Below are 21,239 nucleotides of genomic sequence, written 5' to 3' on the forward strand. Positions count from 1 at the left end.
TCGAGAAAACAGAATCTTATTGCGGGTTCCGTTATTCAGTCTTTTGTGATATAAAATGCGCCGCTTTACGGGGTATGCCCCGAAAGCCTAAACCCCACACACGTGTCGACACGATGACCTGGGTGCCCTCGGCTCTTGCCGCTGGTTGGTCATTGGGATACGTGGAGGCCTAACCCGACTTATCAAGGAACTATCATGTCCCAAGTCAACATGCGCGATATGCTGAAGGCCGGTGTGCACTTCGGCCACCAGACCCGTTACTGGAACCCGAAAATGGGCAAGTACATTTTCGGCGCGCGTAACAAGATCCACATCATCAACCTTGAAAAAACCCTGCCAATGTTCAACGACGCGCTGACGTTCGTAGAGCGTCTGGCTCAGGGCAAAAACAAGATTCTGTTCGTCGGCACCAAGCGTTCCGCTGGCAAGATCGTTGCTGAAGAAGCAGCACGTTGCGGTTCGCCGTACGTCGATCACCGCTGGTTGGGCGGCATGCTGACCAACTTCAAAACCATTCGTGCTTCGATCAAGCGTCTGCGCGAGCTGGAAGTTCAGTCTGAAGACGGCACCTTCGCCAAGCTGACCAAGAAAGAGGCGCTGATGCGCACTCGCGATCTGGAAAAACTGGATCGCAGCCTGGGCGGTATCAAGGACATGGGCGGTCTGCCAGACGCACTGTTCGTCATCGACGTTGATCACGAGCGCATCGCGATCACCGAAGCCAACAAGCTGGGCATTCCGGTCATCGGCGTTGTCGATACCAACAGCAGCCCGGAAGGCGTTGACTACATCATCCCAGGTAACGATGACGCCATTCGCGCCATCCAGCTGTACATGGGTTCGATGGCTGACGCCGTTATCCGTGGCCGCAACAATGTTGCTGGCGGCACCGAAGTTTACGCTGAAGAAGCGGCTGTACCTGCTGCCGAGTAATTGACGCTTAGCGTTCACTCGGTACGCAAAAAGGGGGCTAAGCCCCCTTTTTGCCACCTCGAAAACCATCTGGCGTTGCCATCGATCTGATTGTCATGCGCAACTGTCACCATGGTTTTTCAAGAATTGTACGCCCGCTCGGCGGGTGGAATGGTTGAAGACCTATCCAAAGAGGATTTTGAAATGGCAGAGATTACTGCAGCGTTGGTCAAAGAACTGCGCGAGCGTACCGGCGAAGGCATGATGGACTGCAAGAAGGCCTTGACCAAGGCTGGCGGCGACATCGAAAAAGCCATTGACGATATGCGTGCATCGGGCGCCATCAAGGCTGCCAAGAAAGCAGGCAACGTGGCTGCTGAAGGCTCCATCGGCGTCAAGAGCGATGGCAAAGTTGCCGTTCTGGTTGAGGTCAACTCTCAGACCGACTTCCTGGCTCTGCAGGACGACTTCAAGGCATTCGTCGCTGCCAGCGTCGAAAAAGCATTCGCTGACAAGCTGACCACCGTTGAGCCGCTGATCGAAGCGCAAGAGCCTGCTCGTCTGGCTCTGGTTGCCAAAACCGGCGAAAACGTCAACATCCGTCGTCTGGCCCGTATCGAGGGTGACGTTCTGGGTGCTTACCTGCACGGTAACAAGATTGGTGTTGTTGTCGCTCTGAAAGGCGGCGACAGCGAGCTGGCCAAGAACATCGCGATGCACGTTGCTGCCAGCAACCCTGAGTTCCTGAAGCCGGAAGAAATCTCCGCCGAAGCGATCGAGCGCGAGAAGGGCGTCTTCCTGCAACTGAACGAAGAAAAGCTGAAGGGCAAGCCTGCTGACATCGCCGAGAAGATGGTTGCTGGCCGTATCGCCAAGTTCAAGGCTGAAGCCAGCCTGGTTGAGCAGGCGTTCGTCATGAACCCTGAAGTCACCGTTGGTGCTCTGGCCAAGAAAGCCGGTGCTGAAATCGTTTCCTTCACCTACTTCAAAGTCGGCGAAGGCATCGAGAAGCCAGTTGACAACTTCGCTGAAGAAGTTGCCGCTCAAGTGGCTGCTGCCAGCAAGCAATAAGACGGTTTTTCAACTGTCGACCAAAGAGGCTGCCCGCTCACGCGCGCAGCCTCTTTTTCAAAACGGCTGCACGAATTTGTTTTTTTCGGGTGGGTGGCCCACAAGGCTGCAACACCCCGAGTGAATAGCTAGAGTTAGCGCAGGCTGAAAACGGCCCGCCGCTCAGAAGATTTTTTTCAAACGCCGCAGGAGAGATTCGCAATGGCTCAGCAGGGCAGTGGTTATCAAGCTCGCTATAAACGCATTCTACTCAAGCTTAGCGGCGAGGCCCTGATGGGGTCCGAAGAGTTCGGGATCGACCCTAAAGTGCTGGATCGCATGGCGCTGGAGGTGGGGCAACTGGTAGGGATAGGTGTACAGGTCGGTCTGGTGATCGGCGGTGGCAACCTGTTCCGCGGTGCTGCCCTTAGCGCTGCCGGTATGGATCGCGTTACGGGTGATCACATGGGCATGCTGGCGACCGTGATGAACGCCTTGGCGATGCGTGATGCGCTGGAGCGGGCCAACATCTCGGCCATCGTGATGTCGGCTATTTCCATGGTGGGCGTGACGGATCACTATGATCGTCGCAAGGCCATGCGTCATCTGAACGCCAAGGAAGTGGTGATTTTCGCGGCGGGCACCGGTAACCCGTTCTTCACCACCGACTCGGCCGCTTGCCTGCGCGCCATCGAAATCGATGCCGACGTCGTATTGAAGGCAACCAAGGTCGATGGTGTGTACACTGCCGATCCATTCAAGGACCCGCATGCCGAGAAGTTCGATCATCTTACTTATGATGAAGTGCTGGATCGCAAGCTGGGTGTAATGGATCTGACGGCCATTTGTCTGTGCCGTGACCACAAGATGCCGCTGCGTGTCTTTAACATGAATAAACCCGGCGCCCTGCTGAACATCGTGCATGGCGGCGCGGAAGGAACCTTGATCGAGGAAGGCGAACAATGATCAACGACATCAAGAAAGACGCTAAAGAGCGCATGCAGAAATCCCTGGAATCCCTGCACCACGCATTCGGCCAGATTCGTACTGGCAAGGCGCACCCTAGCGTGCTGGGAACCGTAATGGTTCCTTACTACGGTGCGGACACGCCGCTGACCGGCGTTGCCAACGTCACCGTGAAAGACTCTCGTACGCTGCAAGTTGTCCCGTTCGAGCGCAACATGCTGGGGGCGATCGACAAGGCCATCGCCAGTGCTGGACTGAATCTGAACCCGACCAACCTGGGAGAGCTGCTGCTGGTCAACATGCCGCCGCTGACTGAAGAGACCCGCAAGGGCTTCACCAAGCAGGCGCGCAGTGCTGCCGAAGACGCTCGCGTCGCAGTGCGCAACATTCGTCGTGACGCCATGGGTGACCTGAAGAAACTGGTCAAGGACAAGGAAATCAGCGAAGACGAAGAGCGTCGCGCCAGCGCTGATATCGACAAGCTGATCAAGGACTTCGAGGCTCAGATCACCAAGGCCACGGATGACAAAGAAGCGGACCTGATGGCCGTTTAAGGGTCGGGAAGCTTTCATGGAAAAGACAAAGCTGGCTGTGCCGTCGTCGGTACCGCGCCATGTCGCGATCATCATGGATGGAAACAATCGCTGGGCGAAGAAGCGTCTGTTACCAGGTGTGGCGGGTCACAAGGCTGGGGTGGATGCTGTTCGGGCAGTGATTGAGGTGTGTGCCGAGGCCGGGGTCGAGGTGCTGACGCTGTTCGCCTTCTCCAGTGAGAACTGGCAGCGCCCTGCGGAAGAGGTCGGGGCGTTGATGGAGTTGTTCTTCACCGCCCTGCGTCGGGAGACCCGGCGCTTGAACGAGAACGGCATCAGCTTGCGCATCATTGGTGACCGTTCGCGCTTCCATCCGGAACTTCAGGCCGCGATTCGCGAAGCTGAGGCCTCTACCGCCGGTAATAGTCGCTTTGTCCTGCAGATCGCCGCCAATTACGGCGGTCAGTGGGATATTGCTCAAGCGGCGCAGCGTTTGGCGCGTGAGGTTCAGGCCGGGCATTTGCGCCCGGAAGACATTACGCCCGAGTTGTTGCAAACCTGTCTTGCGACCGGTGATCTGCCGCTACCCGACCTGTGCATTCGTACCGGGGGGGAGCATCGCATCAGCAACTTTCTGCTGTGGCAGCTCGCTTATGCCGAGCTGTATTTCTCCGACCTGTTCTGGCCGGACTTCAAACACGATGCCATGCGCCATGCGCTGGCCGATTTCGCTTCGCGCCAGCGCCGCTTTGGTAAGACCAGCGAGCAGGTGGAAGCCGGAGCCCGTGCTTAATGCTCAAACAACGAATCATTACGGCGTTGATTCTCGCGCCTCTGGCGCTGTGCGGTTTTTTTCTGCTTGAAGGCGGTTACTTCGCACTGTTCATTGGCGTTGTCGTTGCCCTGGGTGCCTGGGAATGGGCACGTCTCGCCGGTTTTGAAAGCCAGTCCATTCGTGTGGTGTATGCCGCTGCGGTGGCGGTGCTGCTTTTTCTGCTCTACCTGTTGCCGGGCCTCGCACCGTGGCTACTGGTCGCGGCACTGCTCTGGTGGCTGGCAGCGACCTGGCTGGTCTTGACCTACCCGGAATCGAGCGAGCATTGGTCCAGCGTGCTGTGCAAGTTGGTCATCGGTTTGCTGATTCTGCTGCCTGCCTGGCAAGGGCTGATTCTCATCAAGCTTTCGCCATCGGGTAACTGGCTGATCCTCGCTGTCATGGTTCTGGTTTGGGGGGCAGACATCGGTGCCTATTTCTCCGGAAAGGCATTCGGCAAGCGAAAGCTGGCGCCGAAAGTCAGTCCGGGAAAAAGCTGGGAAGGCCTTTACGGTGGTCTGGCGGCGTGCCTGTTGATCACACTGGCGGTGGGGATCGGTCGTGGTTGGGCGGTTTCCGAAATCATCTTTGCGCTGGTGTGTGCCGCCATCGTGGTGCTGGTGTCTGTTGTGGGTGACCTCACAGAGAGCATGTTCAAGCGCAAGTCCGGCGTGAAGGACAGCAGTAACCTGTTGCCCGGGCATGGCGGCGTACTGGACCGCATCGACAGTCTGACCGCTGCGATCCCGGTGTTCGCGCTGCTGCTGTGGGCAGCCAAAGATTGGGGCTTAATGTGAGCAAGCCTCAACACATCACGGTGCTCGGCGCCACCGGCTCCATTGGCCTTAGTACCCTTGACGTCATTGCCCGTCACCCCGCGCGCTACAAGGTGTTCGCGCTGACGGGTTATACACGGCTGAAGGAGTTGCTGGCGCTGTGCGTGCGGCACACTCCGCAGTTCGCGGTGGTGCCAACGACGCTGGCCGCACGGCAGTTGCAGGACGACCTGCGCGCTGCGGGGCTTGATACGCGGGTTTTGGTAGGGGAGGGTGGCCTTTGTGAAGTGTCTGCCCATCCGCAAGTCGATACTGTTCTGGCCGCGATCGTAGGTGCTGCTGGCTTGAGGCCTACGCTCGCCGCCGTTGAAGCGGGCAAGAAGGTACTGCTGGCCAACAAGGAAGCGTTGGTCATGTCTGGCGCGCTGTTCATGCAAGCGGTTCAGCGCAGCGGGACCGTTTTGTTGCCGCTGGATAGCGAGCACAACGCTATTTTTCAATGCCTGCCCGGCAACTACGCCAAGGGCCTCGATGCCGTGGGCGTGCGCCGGGTGTTGCTGACCGCGTCCGGTGGTCCGTTTCGGGAAACGCCGCTTTCGGAGCTGGAGCATGTCTCCCCCGAGCAAGCCTGCGCGCATCCAAACTGGTCCATGGGTCGCAAGATTTCCGTGGATTCAGCCAGCATGATGAACAAGGGGCTTGAGCTGATCGAGGCTTGCTGGCTGTTCGATTGTGCGCCGGCTCGTATTGAAGTCGTGGTCCACCCTCAGAGCGTCATCCACTCGATGGTGGATTATGTGGACGGTTCGGTGCTGGCTCAGTTGGGCAATCCCGACATGCGTACTCCCATTGCCCACGCACTGGCTTGGCCTGAGCGAATTGATTCGGGCGTTGCGCCTCTGGATCTGTTCAGCATTGCGCGGCTGGATTTTCAGGCGCCGGACGAAGTGCGCTTCCCTTGCCTGCGTCTGGCACGGCAAGCTGCGGAGGCAGGGGGCAGTGCTCCGGCCATGCTGAACGCGGTCAATGAGGTCGCGGTGGCGGCGTTTCTTGATCGACGCATTCGTTTTCCGGAAATCGCGAGTATGATCGACGAAGTCTTGAATGCGGAGCCGATCATGGCGATGGGCGAGCTGGAGACGGTGTTCCAAGTCGACGCCAGGGCGCGAAGCCTGGCTGAGCAGTGGCTCGCGCGAAATGATCGATAGGCGACATGTGTCACACGATGCAGGTGTGTCGGCGGGGGTGGGTGCTCAAGCAATACCTGCCCGCAGCGCCGGACCGATACCCGGAGAACTGCGATGAGCGCGCTTTACATGATTGTCGGCACCCTGATTGCGTTGGGCGTGCTGGTGACGTTTCACGAATTTGGCCACTTCTGGGTGGCCCGGCGTTGCGGCGTAAAAGTGCTGCGCTTCTCGGTGGGCTTCGGCATGCCGCTGCTGCGCTGGCATGACCGTAAGGGAACCGAATATGTCGTAGCTGCCATTCCGCTGGGTGGCTACGTGAAAATGCTCGACGAGCGCGAAGGCGATGTGCCTGCTCACCTCGTCGATCAGGCGTTCAATCGCAAAACCGTGTATCAGCGTATCGCCATTGTCATCGCTGGCCCGGTTGCAAACTTTTTGCTGGCCATCGCATTCTTCTGGGTGCTGGCCATGCTGGGCAGTCAGCAGCTTCGCCCTGTCATCGGTGGCGTGGAGGCGGGGAGCATTGCAGAAAAGGCGGGCCTCGTTTCCGGCCAGGAAATTGTTTCCATTGATGGCGAAACCACCACGGGCTGGGCAGCGGTCAATTTGCAGCTGGTTCGTCGTCTGGGGGAGACCGGCAGCATCGCCTTGAAGGTCCGCGACAAGGGCTCTGACGTCGATATGCCGCGCACATTGGTTCTGGATAACTGGCTCAAAGGCGCCGATGAGCCAGATCCGATTCATTCGCTGGGGATTCGTCCGTGGCGCCCGGCCTTGTTGCCTGTTCTGGCAGAACTTGACCCCAAAGGCCCGGCCCAGGCGGCAGGCTTGAAGACCGGAGATCGTCTGCTGACGCTCAATGGGCAATCGGTCGAGGAGTGGCAGCAGGTCGTCGATTGGGTTCGTGTCCGTCCTGATACCAAGATCACACTCGGTGTCGAGCGTGACGGTGCGACAATCGAGGTCCCGGTCACGCTCGCGGTTCGCGGTGAGGGCAAAGCGGCAACGGGGTACTTGGGGGCTGGTGTCAAAGCCGTTGACTGGCCGCCGGAGATGCTTCGCGAAGTCAGCTACGGGCCTGTGGCTGCTGTTGCAGAAGGGGCTCGTCGTACCTGGACGATGAGCGTGCTGACCCTCGATTCGCTGAAGAAAATGCTGTTCGGCGAGCTCTCGGTAAAAAACTTGAGCGGACCGATAACCATTGCTAAAGTGGCGGGCGCTTCGGCCCAGTCAGGTGTTGGTGACTTCTTGAATTTCCTCGCTTATCTGAGCATAAGCCTGGGGGTTCTCAATTTGCTGCCCATTCCAGTGTTGGACGGGGGGCACTTGCTGTTTTATCTGATCGAGTGGGCGCGTGGTCGTCCGCTGTCGGAAAAGGTTCAGGGCTGGGGGGTTCAGATCGGAGTCAGTCTAGTGGTCGGAGTCATGTTACTCGCACTGGTCAACGATCTGGGACGACTGTAAAAGCTACGCCGAATTGTGAATCTGCCGCATTTTGCGGCAGTTTGTTTATTGCCAGTTGGAATAAGAAAGGACTTCATGAAACGTCTGCTGCTAACTGCGGTTCTTGCCGTACTGATGATCGCCGAAGTTCACGCCGAGTCCTTCACTATCTCCGATATCCGTGTCAACGGGCTGCAGCGGGTGTCCGCAGGCAGCGTCTTTGGCGCGTTGCCGTTGAACGTGGGCGAACAGGCCGATGACGCACGCCTGGTCGAAGCCACGCGCGCGTTGTTCAAAACCGGTTTCTTCCAGGACATCCAGCTGGGCCGTGATGGCAACGTGCTGGTGATCACTGTCGTGGAACGTCCGTCGGTCGCGAGCATCGAGATCGAGGGCAACAAGGCAATCACCACTGAAGACCTGATGAAGGGGCTGAAGCAATCCGGTCTGGCTGAAGGCGAAATCTTCCAGCGTGCAACCCTTGAAGGCGTGCGTAACGAGCTGCAGCGTCAGTATGTCGCTCAGGGCCGCTATTCGGCAGAAGTCGCCACTGAAGTCGTTCCTCAGCCGCGTAACCGCGTTGGTCTGAAGATCAACATCAACGAAGGCGCAGTGGCCGCCATCCAGCACATCAACGTGGTCGGCAACTCGGTCTTCAAAGAAGAAGACCTGACCGACCTGTTCGAACTGAAGACCACCAACTGGCTCTCTTTCTTCAAGAACGACGACAAGTACGCCCGGGAAAAACTGTCCGGCGACCTGGAACGTCTGCGTTCCTACTACCTTGACCGTGGCTATATCAACATGGATATCGCCTCGACTCAGGTGTCGATCACCCCTGACAAGAAAAGCGTGTACATCACCGTCAACATTCATGAAGGCGAAAAATACACCGTCAAGTCGGTCAAGTTGAGTGGCGACCTGAAAGTGCCTGAAGATCAGGTCAAGTCGCTGTTGCTGGTCAAACCGGGCCAGGTGTTCTCGCGCAAGGTCATGACCACTACTTCCGAGCTCATCACACGTCGTCTGGGTAACGAAGGCTATACCTTCGCCAACGTCAACGGCGTTCCGACCCCGAACGATGAAGACCATACCGTCGACATTCTGTTCGCTGTCGATCCGGGCAAGCGTGCCTACGTGAACCGCATCAACTTCCGTGGCAACACCAAGACCGCGGACGAAGTGTTGCGTCGCGAAATGCGTCAGATGGAAGGCGGTTGGGCCTCCACCTATCTGATTGACCAGTCCAAGACCCGTCTTGATCGTCTGGGCTTCTTCAAGGAAGTGAACGTTGAAACCCCGGCGGTGCCAGGCACCGACGATCAGGTTGACGTGAACTATGCCGTGGAAGAGCAGGCCTCCGGTTCGATCACCGCGAGCGTCGGTTTTGCACAGAGTGCCGGTCTGATCCTCGGCGGTTCGATCAGCCAGAACAACTTCCTGGGTACCGGTAACAAGGTCAGCATCGGCCTGACCAAAAGTGAATACCAGACCCGCTACAACTTCAGCTATGTCGATCCGTACTTCACGCCTGACGGTGTGAGCTTGGGTTACAGCGCGTTCTACCGCAAGACCAACTACGACGACCTCGATGTCGATATCGCCAGCTACTCGGTAGACAGCATCGGTGCCGGTATCAACATGGGTTACCCGATCAGCGAAACCTCGCGTTTGAACTTCGGTCTGTCGGTGCAGCGTGACGAGATCAACACCGGTACTTACACCGTTGACGAAATATTCGACTTCCTGGAGAAGGAAGGCGACAGCTTCACCAACTTCAAGGCATCCGTGGGCTGGTCCGAGTCGACCCTGAACAAAGGCACCCTGCCAACTCGTGGTCATTCCCAAAGCCTGACGCTGGAAACCACCATTCCGGGCAGCGACCTGTCGTTCTACAAACTTGACTACCGTGGCCAGCTGTTCCATCCACTGACCACCAACACCACCCTGCGCCTGCACTCGGAGCTGGGCTATGGTGACGGTTTCGGTTCGACCTCCGGTCTGCCGTTCTATGAGAACTACTACGCAGGTGGTTTCAACTCGGTACGTGGCTTCAAGGACAGCACCTTGGGTCCTCGTAGTACACCAAGTAGCGGACGTAACCCGGGTACTTCCCAAGACCCGGATCAAGACCCGCTGCCGTTCGGTGGTAACGTGTTGATCACTGGCGGTGCCGAGATCCTGTTCCCGCTGCCGTTCATCAAGGACCAGCGTTCTCTGCGTACCTCGCTGTTCTGGGACGTGGGTAACGTGTTCAACACCAACTGTGGTAGCACCAAAACCACAGTCAACGGTGAAAAAGTTGAATGTAACGGCCCTGACCTGTCTGGCCTGGCCAGCTCGGTCGGTGTTGGCGTGACGTGGGTTACCGCTCTGGGTCCATTGAGCTTCGCACTGGCGATGCCGATCAAGAAGCCGGACGACAACACCGAAACCCAGGTCTTCCAATTCTCTCTCGGTCAGACCTTCTAAGGGTCTGATCACTGTCACGACAACGGATTCTGTAGGAGTTACAACGTGCGTAAGTTGACCCAATTGGCATTGCTGGCAACGGTTTTGGTTGCAGGCCCGGCATTCGCTGACATGAAAATCGCCGTCCTGAACTATCAGATGGCGCTGCTGGAATCGGATGCTGCCAAGAAGTATGCCGTTGACGCAGAAAAGAAATTCGGCCCGCAACTGACCAAGCTCAAAGCACTGGAAAGCAGCGCCAAGGGTATTCAGGATCGTCTGGTGGCGGGCGGCGACAAGATGGCTCAGCCTGAGCGCGAGAAGCTGGAGCTGGACTTCAAACAGAAAGCCCGTGACTTCCAGTTCCAGTCCAAGGAGCTGAACGAAGCCAAAGCCGTTGCTGACCGCGACATGCTCAAGCAACTGAAACCGAAGCTGGATCAGGCCGTTGAAGAAGTCATCAAGAAAGGCGGCTATGACCTGGTGTTCGAGCGCGGAGCCGTGATTGACGTCAAGCCACAATACGACGTCACTCGCCAGGTGATCGAGCGCATGAACCAGTTGAAGTAACTTCATGACTGCGACTACCACCCTCGGCCAGTTGGCCGAGTTCCTCGGGGCCACACTGCGTGGCCCGGCGGACAAGGAAATCACCGGACTCGCCACCTTGCAGGAGGCGGGCGCCGGGCAGGTCAGTTTCCTGGCCAACCCCCAATATCGAAAATTCCTCGCCACGACCCAGGCCGCTGCCGTGCTACTCAAGCCAGCAGATGCTGAAGATTACGACGGCAATGCCCTGCTGATCGCCGATCCGTATCTGGCGTACGCGCGAATTTCCCACCTGTTCGACCCCAAGCCCAAGGCTGCGGCGGGTATTCACCCGACGGCGGTCGTCGCGCAGGATGCGTTCGTTGATCTGAGCGCCAGTGTCGGTCCCTACGTGGTCATTGAAAGCGGCGCGAAGATTGGTGCAGGCGTGACCCTCGGTGCGCAGTGCTACGTCGGCGCGCGCAGTGTCATTGGCGACGGCGGCTGGCTCGCACCTCGCGTGACGCTTTACCACGATGTGCGTATCGGTCAGCGTGTGGTGATCCAGTCCGGCGCGGTTCTGGGTGGCGAGGGCTTCGGTTTCGCCAACGAGAAGGGCGTCTGGCAGAAAATCGCTCAGATCGGCGGTGTGACCATTGGTGATGACGTGGAAATCGGCGTGAACACGGCCATCGACCGTGGTGCGATGGACGACACCCGTATCGGCAATGGCGTGAAGCTGGATAACCAGATTCAGATTGCGCACAACGTTCAAGTGGGCGATCACACGGCCATGGCGGCGTGTGTCGGCATTTCCGGCAGCACGAAAATCGGCAAGCACTGCATGCTCGCAGGCGGTGTCGGGCTGGTGGGGCATATCGATATTTGCGACGGAGTTTTCATCACCGGCATGACCATGGTGACCCATTCGATCACCGAGCCGGGTTCCTATTCCTCCGGCACGGCGATGCAGCCTGCTGCTGAGTGGCGCAAGAGCGCGGCCCGTATTCGTAAGCTCGATGGCATGTCGCGGCGGCTGCAGCAGCTGGAAAAGATTGTCGAGGCCGTGACCTCGGGCGGTAAAGCGTCATCTGATAGCTGATATTTTTTTCTTATCAAGCGTGTACAGCCGATAAACTGCCTCCTTGATTTGCTAGAGGAGTGCTGCGCGTTCGTCGCGCACTCCCATTCTTGACTACAGGCTTCCTCTCGAAATGATGGACATCAACGAAATCCGCGAATATCTGCCCCACCGTTACCCGTTCCTGCTCGTGGACCGGGTGGTGGCGCTGGATGTTGAGAACAAGAGCATTCGTGCCTATAAGAATGTCAGCATCAATGAGCCGTTCTTCAATGGGCACTTCCCGGCGCATCCGATCATGCCGGGTGTGTTGATTATCGAAGCCATGGCTCAGGCTGCCGGTATTCTGGGTTTCAAAATGCTTGACGTGAAACCTGCGGACGGCACTCTGTATTACTTCGTGGGCTCCGACAAGCTGCGTTTCCGCCAGCCAGTGTTGCCGGGCGACCAACTGATCCTTGAAGCCAAGTTCATCAGCTGCAAGCGTCAGATCTGGAAGTTCGAATGCCAGGCGTCGGTCGATGGCAAGCCGGTCTGCTCCGCTGAAATCATCTGTGCGGAACGCAAGCTATGAGTTTGATTGACCCTCGCGCGATCATCGATCCGACGGCCATTCTGGCCGACGATGTGGAGGTCGGCCCGTGGTCGATCGTCGGACCTGGTGTGGAAATTGGCGAGGGTACGGTGATTGGCCCGCACGTGATCCTGCGTGGCCCGACCAAAATCGGCAAACATAACCACATCTACCAGTTCTCCTCGGTAGGTGAGGACACGCCTGATCTCAAGTACAAGGGCGAAGCGACGCGCCTGGTCATTGGCGATCACAACGTGATTCGCGAAGGCGTGACGATTCATCGGGGCACCATTCAGGACCGCGCCGAGACCACCATTGGCGATCACAACCTGATCATGGCGTACGCCCACATCGGGCACGACAGCGTCATCGGCAATCACTGCATCCTGGTCAACAACACCGCGCTGGCTGGCCACGTTCATGTGGCGGACTGGGCGATCCTGTCCGGTTTCACTCTGGTTCACCAGTATTGTCACATCGGTGCTCACAGCTTTTCCGGCATGGGCACGGCAATCGGCAAGGACGTTCCGGCATTCGTGACCGTATTCGGCAACCCGGCCGAGGCGCGCAGCATGAACTTCGAAGGCATGCGCCGTCGCGGTTTTTCGGACGACTCGATCCACGCACTGCGTCGTGCCTACAAAACGGTTTATCGCCAGGGCCTCACCGTTGAGCAGGCGATTGTCGAGCTGGCCGAACCGGCTGCGCAGTTCCCGGAAGTCGCGCTGTTCCTTGAGTCCATTCAGAACTCGACTCGCGGCATTACTCGCTGACCATGGCGGCCTTGCGTATTGCGCTGGTCGCCGGGGAAGCCTCCGGCGACATTCTCGGTTCCGGGCTTATGCGTGCGATTAAAGCTCGCCATCCGGATGCACAGTTCATCGGTGTGGGCGGTCCGCTCATGGAAGCCGAGGGCATGCACTCTTACTTCCCCATGGAACGTTTGTCGGTCATGGGGCTGGTGGAGGTGTTGGGCCGGCTGAAAGAGTTGCTGGCGCGCCGCAAACTGCTGATCCAGACCCTGATCGGTGAAAAACCGGACGTGTTCATTGGCATCGATGCCCCGGATTTTACCCTCAATATCGAACTCAAACTGCGCCAGGCCGGTATCAAGACCGTTCATTACGTCAGTCCGTCCGTATGGGCGTGGCGACAGAAGCGGGTGCTGAAGATTCGCGAAGGGTGCGATCTGATGCTGACGCTGCTGCCGTTCGAGGCGCGTTTTTACGAAGAGAAAGGCGTTCCGGTGCGTTTTGTGGGGCATCCGCTGGCCGACACCATTCCTCTGGAAGCTGATCGTCAGGCGGCTCGCGCCGAACTGGGGTTGGGTGATGGCCCTGTGGTTGCTCTGATGCCAGGCAGTCGTGGCGGCGAAGTCGGACGCCTCGGCGCGTTGTTCTTCGATGCCGCTGAGCGTTTGCTCGCCGCGCGGCCTGAGTTGCGTTTCGTGCTGCCCTGTGCAAGCCCGCAACGTCGCGTGCAGATCGAACAGCTCCTGCAAGGACGCCAACTCCCACTGACCTTGCTCGATGGCCGTTCTCATGTGGCACTGGCCGCTTGCGATGCCGTTCTGATCGCCTCGGGCACGGCCACGCTGGAAGCCCTGTTGTACAAGCGACCGATGGTGGTGGCCTATCGTCTGGCGCCACTGACCTACTGGATCCTCAAGCGGATGGTGAAAAGTCCGTATGTGTCTCTGCCGAATCTGTTGGCCCAGCGACTGCTGGTCCCGGAACTTCTGCAGGACGCGGCGACCCCCGATGCCCTGGCACACACCCTGCTGCCGTTGCTCGACAACGGCGCGGAACAGACAGCAGGCTTTGATGCCATTCACCGTACCTTGCGACGCGACGCCTCCAATCAAGCCGCTGATGCGGTATTGAGCCTGATTGGCGCTTCGCCTTCACAATGAGCCTTCAATCAATGCAAATGGGTCTGGACTTCAACCTGGTCGAGGATCTGGTCGCCGGTGTCGACGAAGTGGGCCGTGGCCCGCTCTGTGGCGCGGTGGTGACCGCTGCGGTGATTCTCGATCCCAATCGTCCCATTCTGGGGCTGAACGATTCGAAAAAGCTCACCGAAGCCAAGCGCGAAAAGCTGTTCGACGAGATATGTGAAAAGGCCCTGTGCTGGCACATCGCGCGGGCAGAGGTCGACGAAATCGATGAGCTGAACATCCTGCACGCCACCATGCTGGCCATGAAGCGTGCGGTCGAGGGCCTGATCATCACGCCCAAACTGGCGCTGATCGATGGCAACCGTTGCCCCCAACTGTCAGTGCCCTGCGCGCCGGTGGTTCAGGGCGACGCCAAGGTGCCTGCCATTGCGGCGGCCTCGATTCTGGCGAAAGTCACCCGCGATCGGGAAATGGCAGCGATGGAGTTGACCTATCCGGGCTATGGCATGGCTGGGCACAAGGGTTATCCGACCGCCGTTCATCTGGAAGCGTTGGCACGGCTGGGGCCTACCCCGATTCATCGTCGTTCTTTCGGCCCCGTCCGGGCGGCTTATGAAGCGCGGGAACTCATGGTGTCCACTGGATTCTCGTCGTTACCGATCAGCTGAATCGCGGGCTGATGTTTTTTTGAGAGGCCGGTACAATCCGGCCTTTGTTTTCTGTGCGCCATAGGATCACCCATGTCGGCTTCTTTCGTTCATCTGCGCATGCACACCGAATATTCTCTGGTCGATGGCCTGGTTCGGGTGAAACCCCTGGTCAAGGCGCTGACCGGGATGAACATGCCTGCGGTGGCAGTGACCGATCAGAACAACCTGTGCTCGCTGGTCAAGTTCTACAAGGCTGCGATGGGCGCGGGCATCAAGCCGATCTGTGGCGCCGACATCTGGCTGGCGGGTCGCGGCAAGGACGCGCCGCTCAGCCGCATGAGCCTGCTAGTGATGAATCCCAAAGGCTACCTGAACCTGACCGAGTTAATTTCCCAGGGCTTCATGACCGGCCAGCGCAACGGCCTGGTCATCATCGAGCGCGATTGGGTGGCCGAGGCGAACGAGGGGCTGATTGCGCTCTCCGCTGCGAAAGAAGGCGAAATCGGCATGGCCTTGTTGGGCGGCAATCCAGCGGAAGCTGACGAACTGCTCAAGGAGTGGGTGTCGGTGTTTGGGGATCGGTTCTACATCGAGATCCAGCGCACCAACCGCGTCAACGACGAGGAACATCTGCACGCCGCTGTCGCTTTGGCAGACCGTCACGGTGTGCCGTTGGTAGCGACCAACGATGTGCGCTTTATCAAACAGGAAGACTTCGAAGCCCACGAAACGCGTGTTTGCATCGGTGAGGGCCGGGCGCTGGACGATCCGCGCCGCTCGAAAAATTACAGCGACCAGCAGTACCTGAAAAGCGCCGATGAAATGATCGAGCTGTTCAGCGATTTGCCCGATGCGGTGCAGAACACCGTCGAGATCGCCAAGCGTTGCAACATCGATGTGCGTCTGGGCAAGCACTTCCTGCCCAATTTCCCGATCCCCGATGGTCTGACCATCGACGAATATTTCCGCAAGGTGTCCTTCGAAGGGCTTGAAGAGCGCTTGGCGGTGCTGTGGCCTAAAGACACCACGCCCAACTATGAAGCCAAGCGTCAGGTCTACGTCGACCGGCTGAATTTCGAACTGGATATCATCATCCAGATGGGGTTCCCCGGTTACTTCCTCATCGTTATGGACTTCATTCAGTGGGCCAAGAACAACGGTGTGCCGGTGGGGCCGGGCCGGGGTTCGGGTGCCGGGTCGCTGGTCGCGTATGTGCAGAAAATCACCGACCTCGATCCGCTGGCCTATGACCTGCTGTTCGAACGTTTCCTTAACCCGGAGCGGGTTTCCATGCCCGACTTCGACGTCGACTTTTGCATGGATGGTCGCGACCGCGTGATCGAGTACGTGGCCGACAAATATGGCCGCAACGCGGTGAGCCAGATCATCACCTTCGGTTCCATGGCCGCCAAGGCGGTGGTTCGGGACGTGGCGCGGGCGCAGGGTAAATCCTTCGGTTTGGCGGATCGTCTGTCCAAGATGATCCCGTTCGAAGTCGGCATGACCCTGGAAAAAGCCTACGAGCAGGAAGAGATCCTGCGCGACTTCCTCAAGACCGACGAAGAAGGTGCGGAAATCTGGGAGATGGCGCGCAAGCTGGAAGGCGTTGTGCGTAACGTCGGTAAGCACGCCGGTGGGGTGGTGATCGCGCCGACCAAGCTGACTGACTTTGCCGCGATTTACTGCGACGAAGAGGGTAGCGGTCTGGTGACCCAGTACGACAAGGACGATGTCGAGGCGGCGGGTCTGGTGAAGTTCGACTTCCTCGGCCTGCGGACGCTGACGATCATCGACTGGGCGATGAAAACCATCAACCGCGACCGCGCCAAGGCAGGCGAGGAGCCGTTGGACATTGCCTTCATCCCTCTGGACGACGCGCCGACCTACGATCTGCTGCAAAAGGCCGAAACCACGGCAGTGTTCCAGCTTGAATCCCGTGGCATGAAAGAGCTGATCAAAAAGCTCAAGCCCGACTGCCTGGAAGACCTCATCGCACTGGTGGCTCTGTTCCGCCCCGGTCCGTTGCAATCGGGCATGGTGGATGACTTCATCAACCGTAAGCACGGTCGCGCAGAGTTGGCTTATCCGCATCCGGATTACCAGTACGAAGGTCTGCAGCCGGTGTTGGCACCGACCTACGGCATCATCCTGTACCAAGAGCAGGTGATGCAGATCGCACAGGTCATGGCCGGTTACACCCTTGGTGGTGCAGACATGCTGCGTCGCGCCATGGGTAAAAAGAAACCCGAGGAAATGGCCAAACAGCGTGGCGGTTTCATCGAAGGCTGCGCCACGAACGGCATCGATGCCGATCTGGCCGGTAACATTTTCGACCTGGTGGAAAAGTTCGCCGGTTACGGTTTCAACAAATCCCACTCTGCGGCCTATGGCCTGGTGTCGTACCAGACCGCGTGGCTGAAGAAGCACTACCCGGCGCCGTTCATGGCGGCGGTGCTGTCAGCGGACATGCACAACACCGACAAGGTCGTGACCTTGATCGAAGAAGTGCGGACCATGAAGCTGCGCCTTGATGCGCCGGACGTGAACAACTCCGAATTCAAGTTCACGGTGAACGACGAAGGCCGCATCGTGTACGGTCTCGGCGCGATCAAGGGCGTGGGCGAGGGGCCGGTCGAGGCCATCACCGAAGCGCGCCAGGCCGGGCCGTTCAAGGATCTGTTCGATTTCTGTGAGCGCATCGACCTCAAACGCGTCAACAAACGGACCCTCGGCGGGTTGATCAGCAGTGGTGCGCTGGATCGTCTCGGCCCGTTTTTCTATGACGAGCCCAAGCAATATCACGCCAATATCGACCGCAATCGCGGCGTGTTGCTGGCTGCGCTGGAAGAGGCGATTCAAGCCGCCGAACAGACCGCGCGCAGCCACGACAGCGGTCACTCCGACCTGTTTGGTGGCCTGTTCGACGAGGCCGATGCCGATGTTTACGCGAACCATCGCAATGCCCGCGAGGTCACTCTCAAGGAGCGTTTGCGCGGGGAGAAAGAAACGCTGGGTCTTTATCTGACCGGGCACCCGATTGACGAATACGAAGGCGAGATTCGCCGCTTCGCGCGTCAGCGCATCGTTGATCTCAAGCCTGCGCGCGACACTCAGACCGTGGCCGGCCTGATCATCGCGTTGCGGGTGATGAAGAACAAAAAGGGCGACAAGATGGGCTTCATCACCCTGGACGACCGTTCAGGGCGCATCGAGGCGTCGTTGTTCGCCGACTCGTTCCAGGCCGCGCAATCGCTGTTGCAAACCGACGCGATGGTGGTCGTTGAAGGCGAGGTCAGTTCGGACGACTTCTCCGGAGGGCTGCGCCTGCGGGCCAAGCGGGTCATGAGTCTGGAAGAGGCGCGGACCGGCCTCGCTGAAAGTTTACGCCTGACCGTGCGTAGCGAAGCGCTCAAAGGCGATCGTCTACGCTGGCTGGGGGACCTGTGCAGGAAGCATCGGGGGGCGTGCCCGATCACGCTCGATTACACCGGGCAGGATGCCAGAGCGCTGCTGCAGTTTGGCGAAGCGTGGCGGATCGATCCCGCAGACAGCCTGATTCAGGCGCTGCGTGACCAGTTCGGACGAGAGAACGTCTTCCTGCAGTATCGTTGAAAGCCAACAGACGAATTTATTAAAACTCGACCGCAAGGCGCCTGCTCCTTTAAGGTATGGCGCTTACGGATCAACCGGCCGGCCTCTTGGCCGTCGACCCAAGACGGATGCCTATGAACCCGAATTTTCTGGATTTCGAACAGCCGATCGCTGACCTGCAAGCCAAAATTGAAGAGCTGCGTCTGGTGGGCAATGACAACTCGCTGAACATCAGCGACGAAATCTCTCGACTGCAAGATAAGAGCAAAACGCTCACCGAAAGCATTTTCGGCAACCTGACCAGTTGGCAGATCGCGCGGATGGCGCGTCACCCGCGTCGTCCGTACACGCTGGATTACATCGAACACATCTTCACCGAGTTCGACGAACTGCACGGCGACCGACACTTCTCTGATGACGCTGCCATCGTCGGTGGCATCGCCCGTCTGGACAATCAGCCTGTCATGGTGATCGGTCACCAGAAAGGCCGTGAAGTGCGTGAAAAGGTGCGTCGCAATTTCGGCATGCCTCGTCCTGAAGGCTATCGCAAAGCCTGCCGTCTGATGGAAATGGCCGAGCGCTTCAAGATGCCGATCGTGACCTTCATCGACACACCGGGCGCCTACCCGGGCATCGACGCTGAAGAGCGCAACCAGAGCGAAGCGATTGCCTGGAACCTGCGCGTCATGGCGCGCCTGAAGACTCCGATCATTGCCACAGTCATCGGAGAAGGCGGTTCGGGTGGTGCGCTGGCCATCGGTGTTTGCGATCAGTTAAACATGCTGCAGTACTCCACGTATGCGGTGATCTCGCCGGAAGGCTGTGCGTCGATTCTGTGGAAAACCGCCGAGAAGGCGCCGGATGCTGCTGAGGCCATGGGCATCACTGCCGAGCGCCTGAAAGGTCTGGGTATCGTTGACAAAGTGATCAGCGAGCCACTGGGTGGTGCGCACCGCGATCCGGCTGCGGCCTCCGCTTCGATTCGTGAAGCACTGAGCAGCCAGTTGGCCATGCTCAAGAAGTTCAGTCACGATGAACTGCTGGCGCGTCGTTACGAGCGTCTGATGAGTTACGGCGTCTAACCGGAGCCAGCTTTCGAGGTCCGGTGAGCCAGCGCGGGGTCTACCAGCATGAGCAAACCGGACCATTTCAAGAAAGAGCTCAACCAGCGGCTGCTGTCACGCCTTTCCCCTTGGCGCGACGCAACCGGTTGGTGCATTGCCTTCTCGGGTGGCCTTGATTCCACCGTCCTGCTGCACCTGCTTGCCGAACTGGCTCGGAGTCAGCGCATTCCTCCCTTGACTGCCATTCACGTCCATCACGGGTTGCAGGCCGTTGCCGCGTCGTGGCCGGGGCATTGCCGCCAGATGTGCCAGATTTTGGGTGTGCCATTGCAGGTCATCGACGTTCAGGTGCAGCCCGGCGCCAGCCTTGAACAGGCCGCGCGGGATGCCCGTTATGCGGCGTTCGAACACGCCTTGCCATCCGGTGCTGTGCTGTTGACGGCACAGCACCGCGACGATCAGGCCGAAACTCTGATGTTTCGCCTGTTGCGCGGTGCCGGAGTGCGCGGTTTGGCCGCGATGCCTGCGCAGCGAATTCTTGGCAACGGGCATGTGTTCCGCCCGCTGCTGGACGAGCCCCGTGCGTTGCTTGAACGTTATGCGCAGGAGGAAGGGCTGAGCTGGATTGAAGACCCGAGTAACAAGGACAGCCGTTTTTCCCGCAATTACCTGCGTAATCATGTCATGCCCCTGCTCACCGCCCGCTGGCCTCAGGCGATTGCCAGCATGACGCGCAGCGCCGCGCATTTGGCAGAAGCGCAAGGGTTGCTCGAAGAGCTGGCGGTGCAGGACCTGTCGCTCGCGGACACTCCCTGCTCATGGCCCTGGCTGAATCTGCCCTCGCTGGAGTTGGCCCCCTTGGAGGGGTTATCCCCCGCGCGCCAACGCAATGCGTTGCGACACTGGCTCGGCCCGCTGACCCGCCTGCCGGACAGCGATCATTGGGCTGGCTGGGATTCGCTGCGTGATGCAGGCCCGGAGGGACGTCCGATCTGGCGGCTGGCCGACGGGCAATTGCATAGGGCAGAGGGGCGCATCTGGTGGCTGTCGGGGATCTGGTTGAAAGACGTCGCCGGTTCGCAGCACTGGTCAACCGCGTCTCAGCCCCTGCACCTGCCGGGCAACGGGATGTTGCAGATTCTCGGAGATGTGCCTCGGGGCGGGCTTCACGTTCACTATCGTCAAGGCGGCGAAGTGCTCGATGTGCCGGACCGCGGTCGCCGCGACCTCAAGCGTCTACTCAACGAAAAAAGGGTGCCTGTGTTTTTGCGCGGCCGATTGCCGCTGCTCTATCGCGGCGAGCAATTGCTGGCGGTCGCCAATCTTCCCGGACTCGACGCAGACCCCCGTGGCGATTGGCGATTGCACTGGCAGCCACCGACGAATGACCACAGTTTGAGATGAGAGCCTGTTTCCGGTAGACTACGCTCCCTTCTTGATACAGCTTATGTCGGCCCTTTCGGAACGACACAAGTTGCCGATTACCAGCCAGTCTTTACTGGGCGATTCTCAAAATGTGGCGAGCAATGGACAGGTCCGTATACGACCAGTCGCTTTCAACGCAGCAGTTTCAGGAATGCACTGTGAAACACGCAGGTCATCGGGGGCTTCGGCCTTCCTTCGCTTTCCCCGGCGGCTCTGACCGCTTTAACGCAGACTTCTAGGGTTTTTCATGACGCGCTACATCTTCGTCACGGGCGGTGTTGTTTCTTCATTGGG

Annotated in this window: 18 protein-coding genes; all 18 read left to right on the plus strand. The window is 58.8% G+C overall.

What is annotated here, in order from left to right; all coding sequences use genetic code 11:
• The first annotated feature begins 195 nt into the window (after positions 1-195).
• Positions 196-933 carry a 30S ribosomal protein S2 gene (gene rpsB / locus ACI2KB_RS21005; RefSeq protein ID WP_108235765.1) on the plus strand — a complete coding sequence of 246 codons (738 nt, stop codon included), beginning with the start codon at positions 196-198 and terminating at the stop codon, positions 931-933.
• 183 nt (positions 934-1,116) lie between these two features.
• On the plus strand, positions 1,117-1,983 hold the full coding sequence (gene tsf / locus ACI2KB_RS21010) for a translation elongation factor Ts (protein ID WP_400596905.1): 867 nt from the start codon (positions 1,117-1,119) through the stop codon (positions 1,981-1,983).
• Positions 1,984-2,184: 201 nt separating this feature from the next.
• Positions 2,185-2,928, plus strand: coding sequence for a UMP kinase (gene pyrH, locus ACI2KB_RS21015; RefSeq protein WP_019692086.1), 744 nt, complete (start codon positions 2,185-2,187; stop codon positions 2,926-2,928).
• Complete coding sequence (gene frr / locus ACI2KB_RS21020; RefSeq protein ID WP_404637509.1) at positions 2,925-3,482, plus strand: ribosome recycling factor; 558 nt, start codon at positions 2,925-2,927, stop codon at positions 3,480-3,482. Before pyrH ends, frr begins: the two co-directional genes overlap by 4 nt.
• A 16-nt stretch (positions 3,483-3,498) precedes the next feature.
• Positions 3,499-4,254, plus strand: coding sequence for a polyprenyl diphosphate synthase (gene uppS / locus ACI2KB_RS21025; protein ID WP_404637511.1), 756 nt, complete (start codon positions 3,499-3,501; stop codon positions 4,252-4,254).
• A complete protein-coding gene (locus tag ACI2KB_RS21030; RefSeq protein ID WP_404637513.1) occupies positions 4,254-5,072 on the plus strand; it encodes a phosphatidate cytidylyltransferase in 819 nt (272 codons plus the stop codon). The genes uppS and ACI2KB_RS21030 overlap by 1 nt, the downstream gene beginning before the upstream one ends.
• Positions 5,069-6,259 (plus strand): 1-deoxy-D-xylulose-5-phosphate reductoisomerase, encoded by a 1,191-nt coding sequence (ispC, locus tag ACI2KB_RS21035; RefSeq protein ID WP_404637515.1) that lies wholly within the window; start codon positions 5,069-5,071, stop codon positions 6,257-6,259. The genes ACI2KB_RS21030 and ispC overlap by 4 nt, the downstream gene beginning before the upstream one ends.
• Positions 6,260-6,352: 93 nt before the next feature.
• Positions 6,353-7,705 carry a sigma E protease regulator RseP gene (rseP, locus tag ACI2KB_RS21040; RefSeq protein ID WP_404637517.1) on the plus strand — a complete coding sequence of 451 codons (1,353 nt, stop codon included), beginning with the start codon at positions 6,353-6,355 and terminating at the stop codon, positions 7,703-7,705.
• A gap of 75 nt (positions 7,706-7,780) precedes the next feature.
• Positions 7,781-10,156: an outer membrane protein assembly factor BamA gene (gene bamA, locus ACI2KB_RS21045; protein ID WP_404637519.1), complete on the plus strand. Its 2,376-nt coding sequence runs from the start codon at positions 7,781-7,783 to the stop codon at positions 10,154-10,156.
• Between the two features lie 45 nt (positions 10,157-10,201).
• Positions 10,202-10,705, plus strand: coding sequence for an OmpH family outer membrane protein (locus ACI2KB_RS21050; protein ID WP_108235756.1), 504 nt, complete (start codon positions 10,202-10,204; stop codon positions 10,703-10,705).
• A 4-nt stretch (positions 10,706-10,709) separates the two neighbouring features.
• Positions 10,710-11,765 (plus strand): UDP-3-O-(3-hydroxymyristoyl)glucosamine N-acyltransferase, encoded by a 1,056-nt coding sequence (lpxD, locus tag ACI2KB_RS21055; protein WP_404637521.1) that lies wholly within the window; start codon positions 10,710-10,712, stop codon positions 11,763-11,765.
• 112 nt (positions 11,766-11,877) lie between these two features.
• Positions 11,878-12,318: a 3-hydroxyacyl-ACP dehydratase FabZ gene (fabZ, locus tag ACI2KB_RS21060; RefSeq protein ID WP_279893329.1), complete on the plus strand. Its 441-nt coding sequence runs from the start codon at positions 11,878-11,880 to the stop codon at positions 12,316-12,318.
• Positions 12,315-13,091 (plus strand): acyl-ACP--UDP-N-acetylglucosamine O-acyltransferase, encoded by a 777-nt coding sequence (gene lpxA / locus ACI2KB_RS21065; protein WP_404637524.1) that lies wholly within the window; start codon positions 12,315-12,317, stop codon positions 13,089-13,091. The genes fabZ and lpxA overlap by 4 nt, the downstream gene beginning before the upstream one ends.
• Positions 13,092-13,093: 2 nt before the next feature.
• Complete coding sequence (gene lpxB, locus ACI2KB_RS21070; protein WP_404637526.1) at positions 13,094-14,230, plus strand: lipid-A-disaccharide synthase; 1,137 nt, start codon at positions 13,094-13,096, stop codon at positions 14,228-14,230.
• A gap of 11 nt (positions 14,231-14,241) precedes the next feature.
• The gene (gene rnhB, locus ACI2KB_RS21075) at positions 14,242-14,883 is read left to right on the plus strand and encodes a ribonuclease HII (RefSeq protein WP_404637528.1); all 642 of its coding nucleotides are present in this window, start codon (positions 14,242-14,244) and stop codon (positions 14,881-14,883) included.
• Positions 14,884-14,955: 72 nt separating this feature from the next.
• Positions 14,956-18,477 (plus strand): DNA polymerase III subunit alpha, encoded by a 3,522-nt coding sequence (gene dnaE / locus ACI2KB_RS21080; RefSeq protein ID WP_404637530.1) that lies wholly within the window; start codon positions 14,956-14,958, stop codon positions 18,475-18,477.
• Positions 18,478-18,590: 113 nt separating this feature from the next.
• Complete coding sequence (gene accA / locus ACI2KB_RS21085; protein WP_404637532.1) at positions 18,591-19,538, plus strand: acetyl-CoA carboxylase carboxyl transferase subunit alpha; 948 nt, start codon at positions 18,591-18,593, stop codon at positions 19,536-19,538.
• A 48-nt stretch (positions 19,539-19,586) separates the two neighbouring features.
• Positions 19,587-20,924 (plus strand): tRNA lysidine(34) synthetase TilS, encoded by a 1,338-nt coding sequence (tilS, locus tag ACI2KB_RS21090; RefSeq protein ID WP_404637534.1) that lies wholly within the window; start codon positions 19,587-19,589, stop codon positions 20,922-20,924.
• The last annotated feature ends 315 nt before the right edge of the window (positions 20,925-21,239 follow it).

It is taken from the genome of Pseudomonas sp. NPDC088444, from assembly GCF_044900175.1.
Classification (GTDB): domain Bacteria; phylum Pseudomonadota; class Gammaproteobacteria; order Pseudomonadales; family Pseudomonadaceae; genus Aquipseudomonas.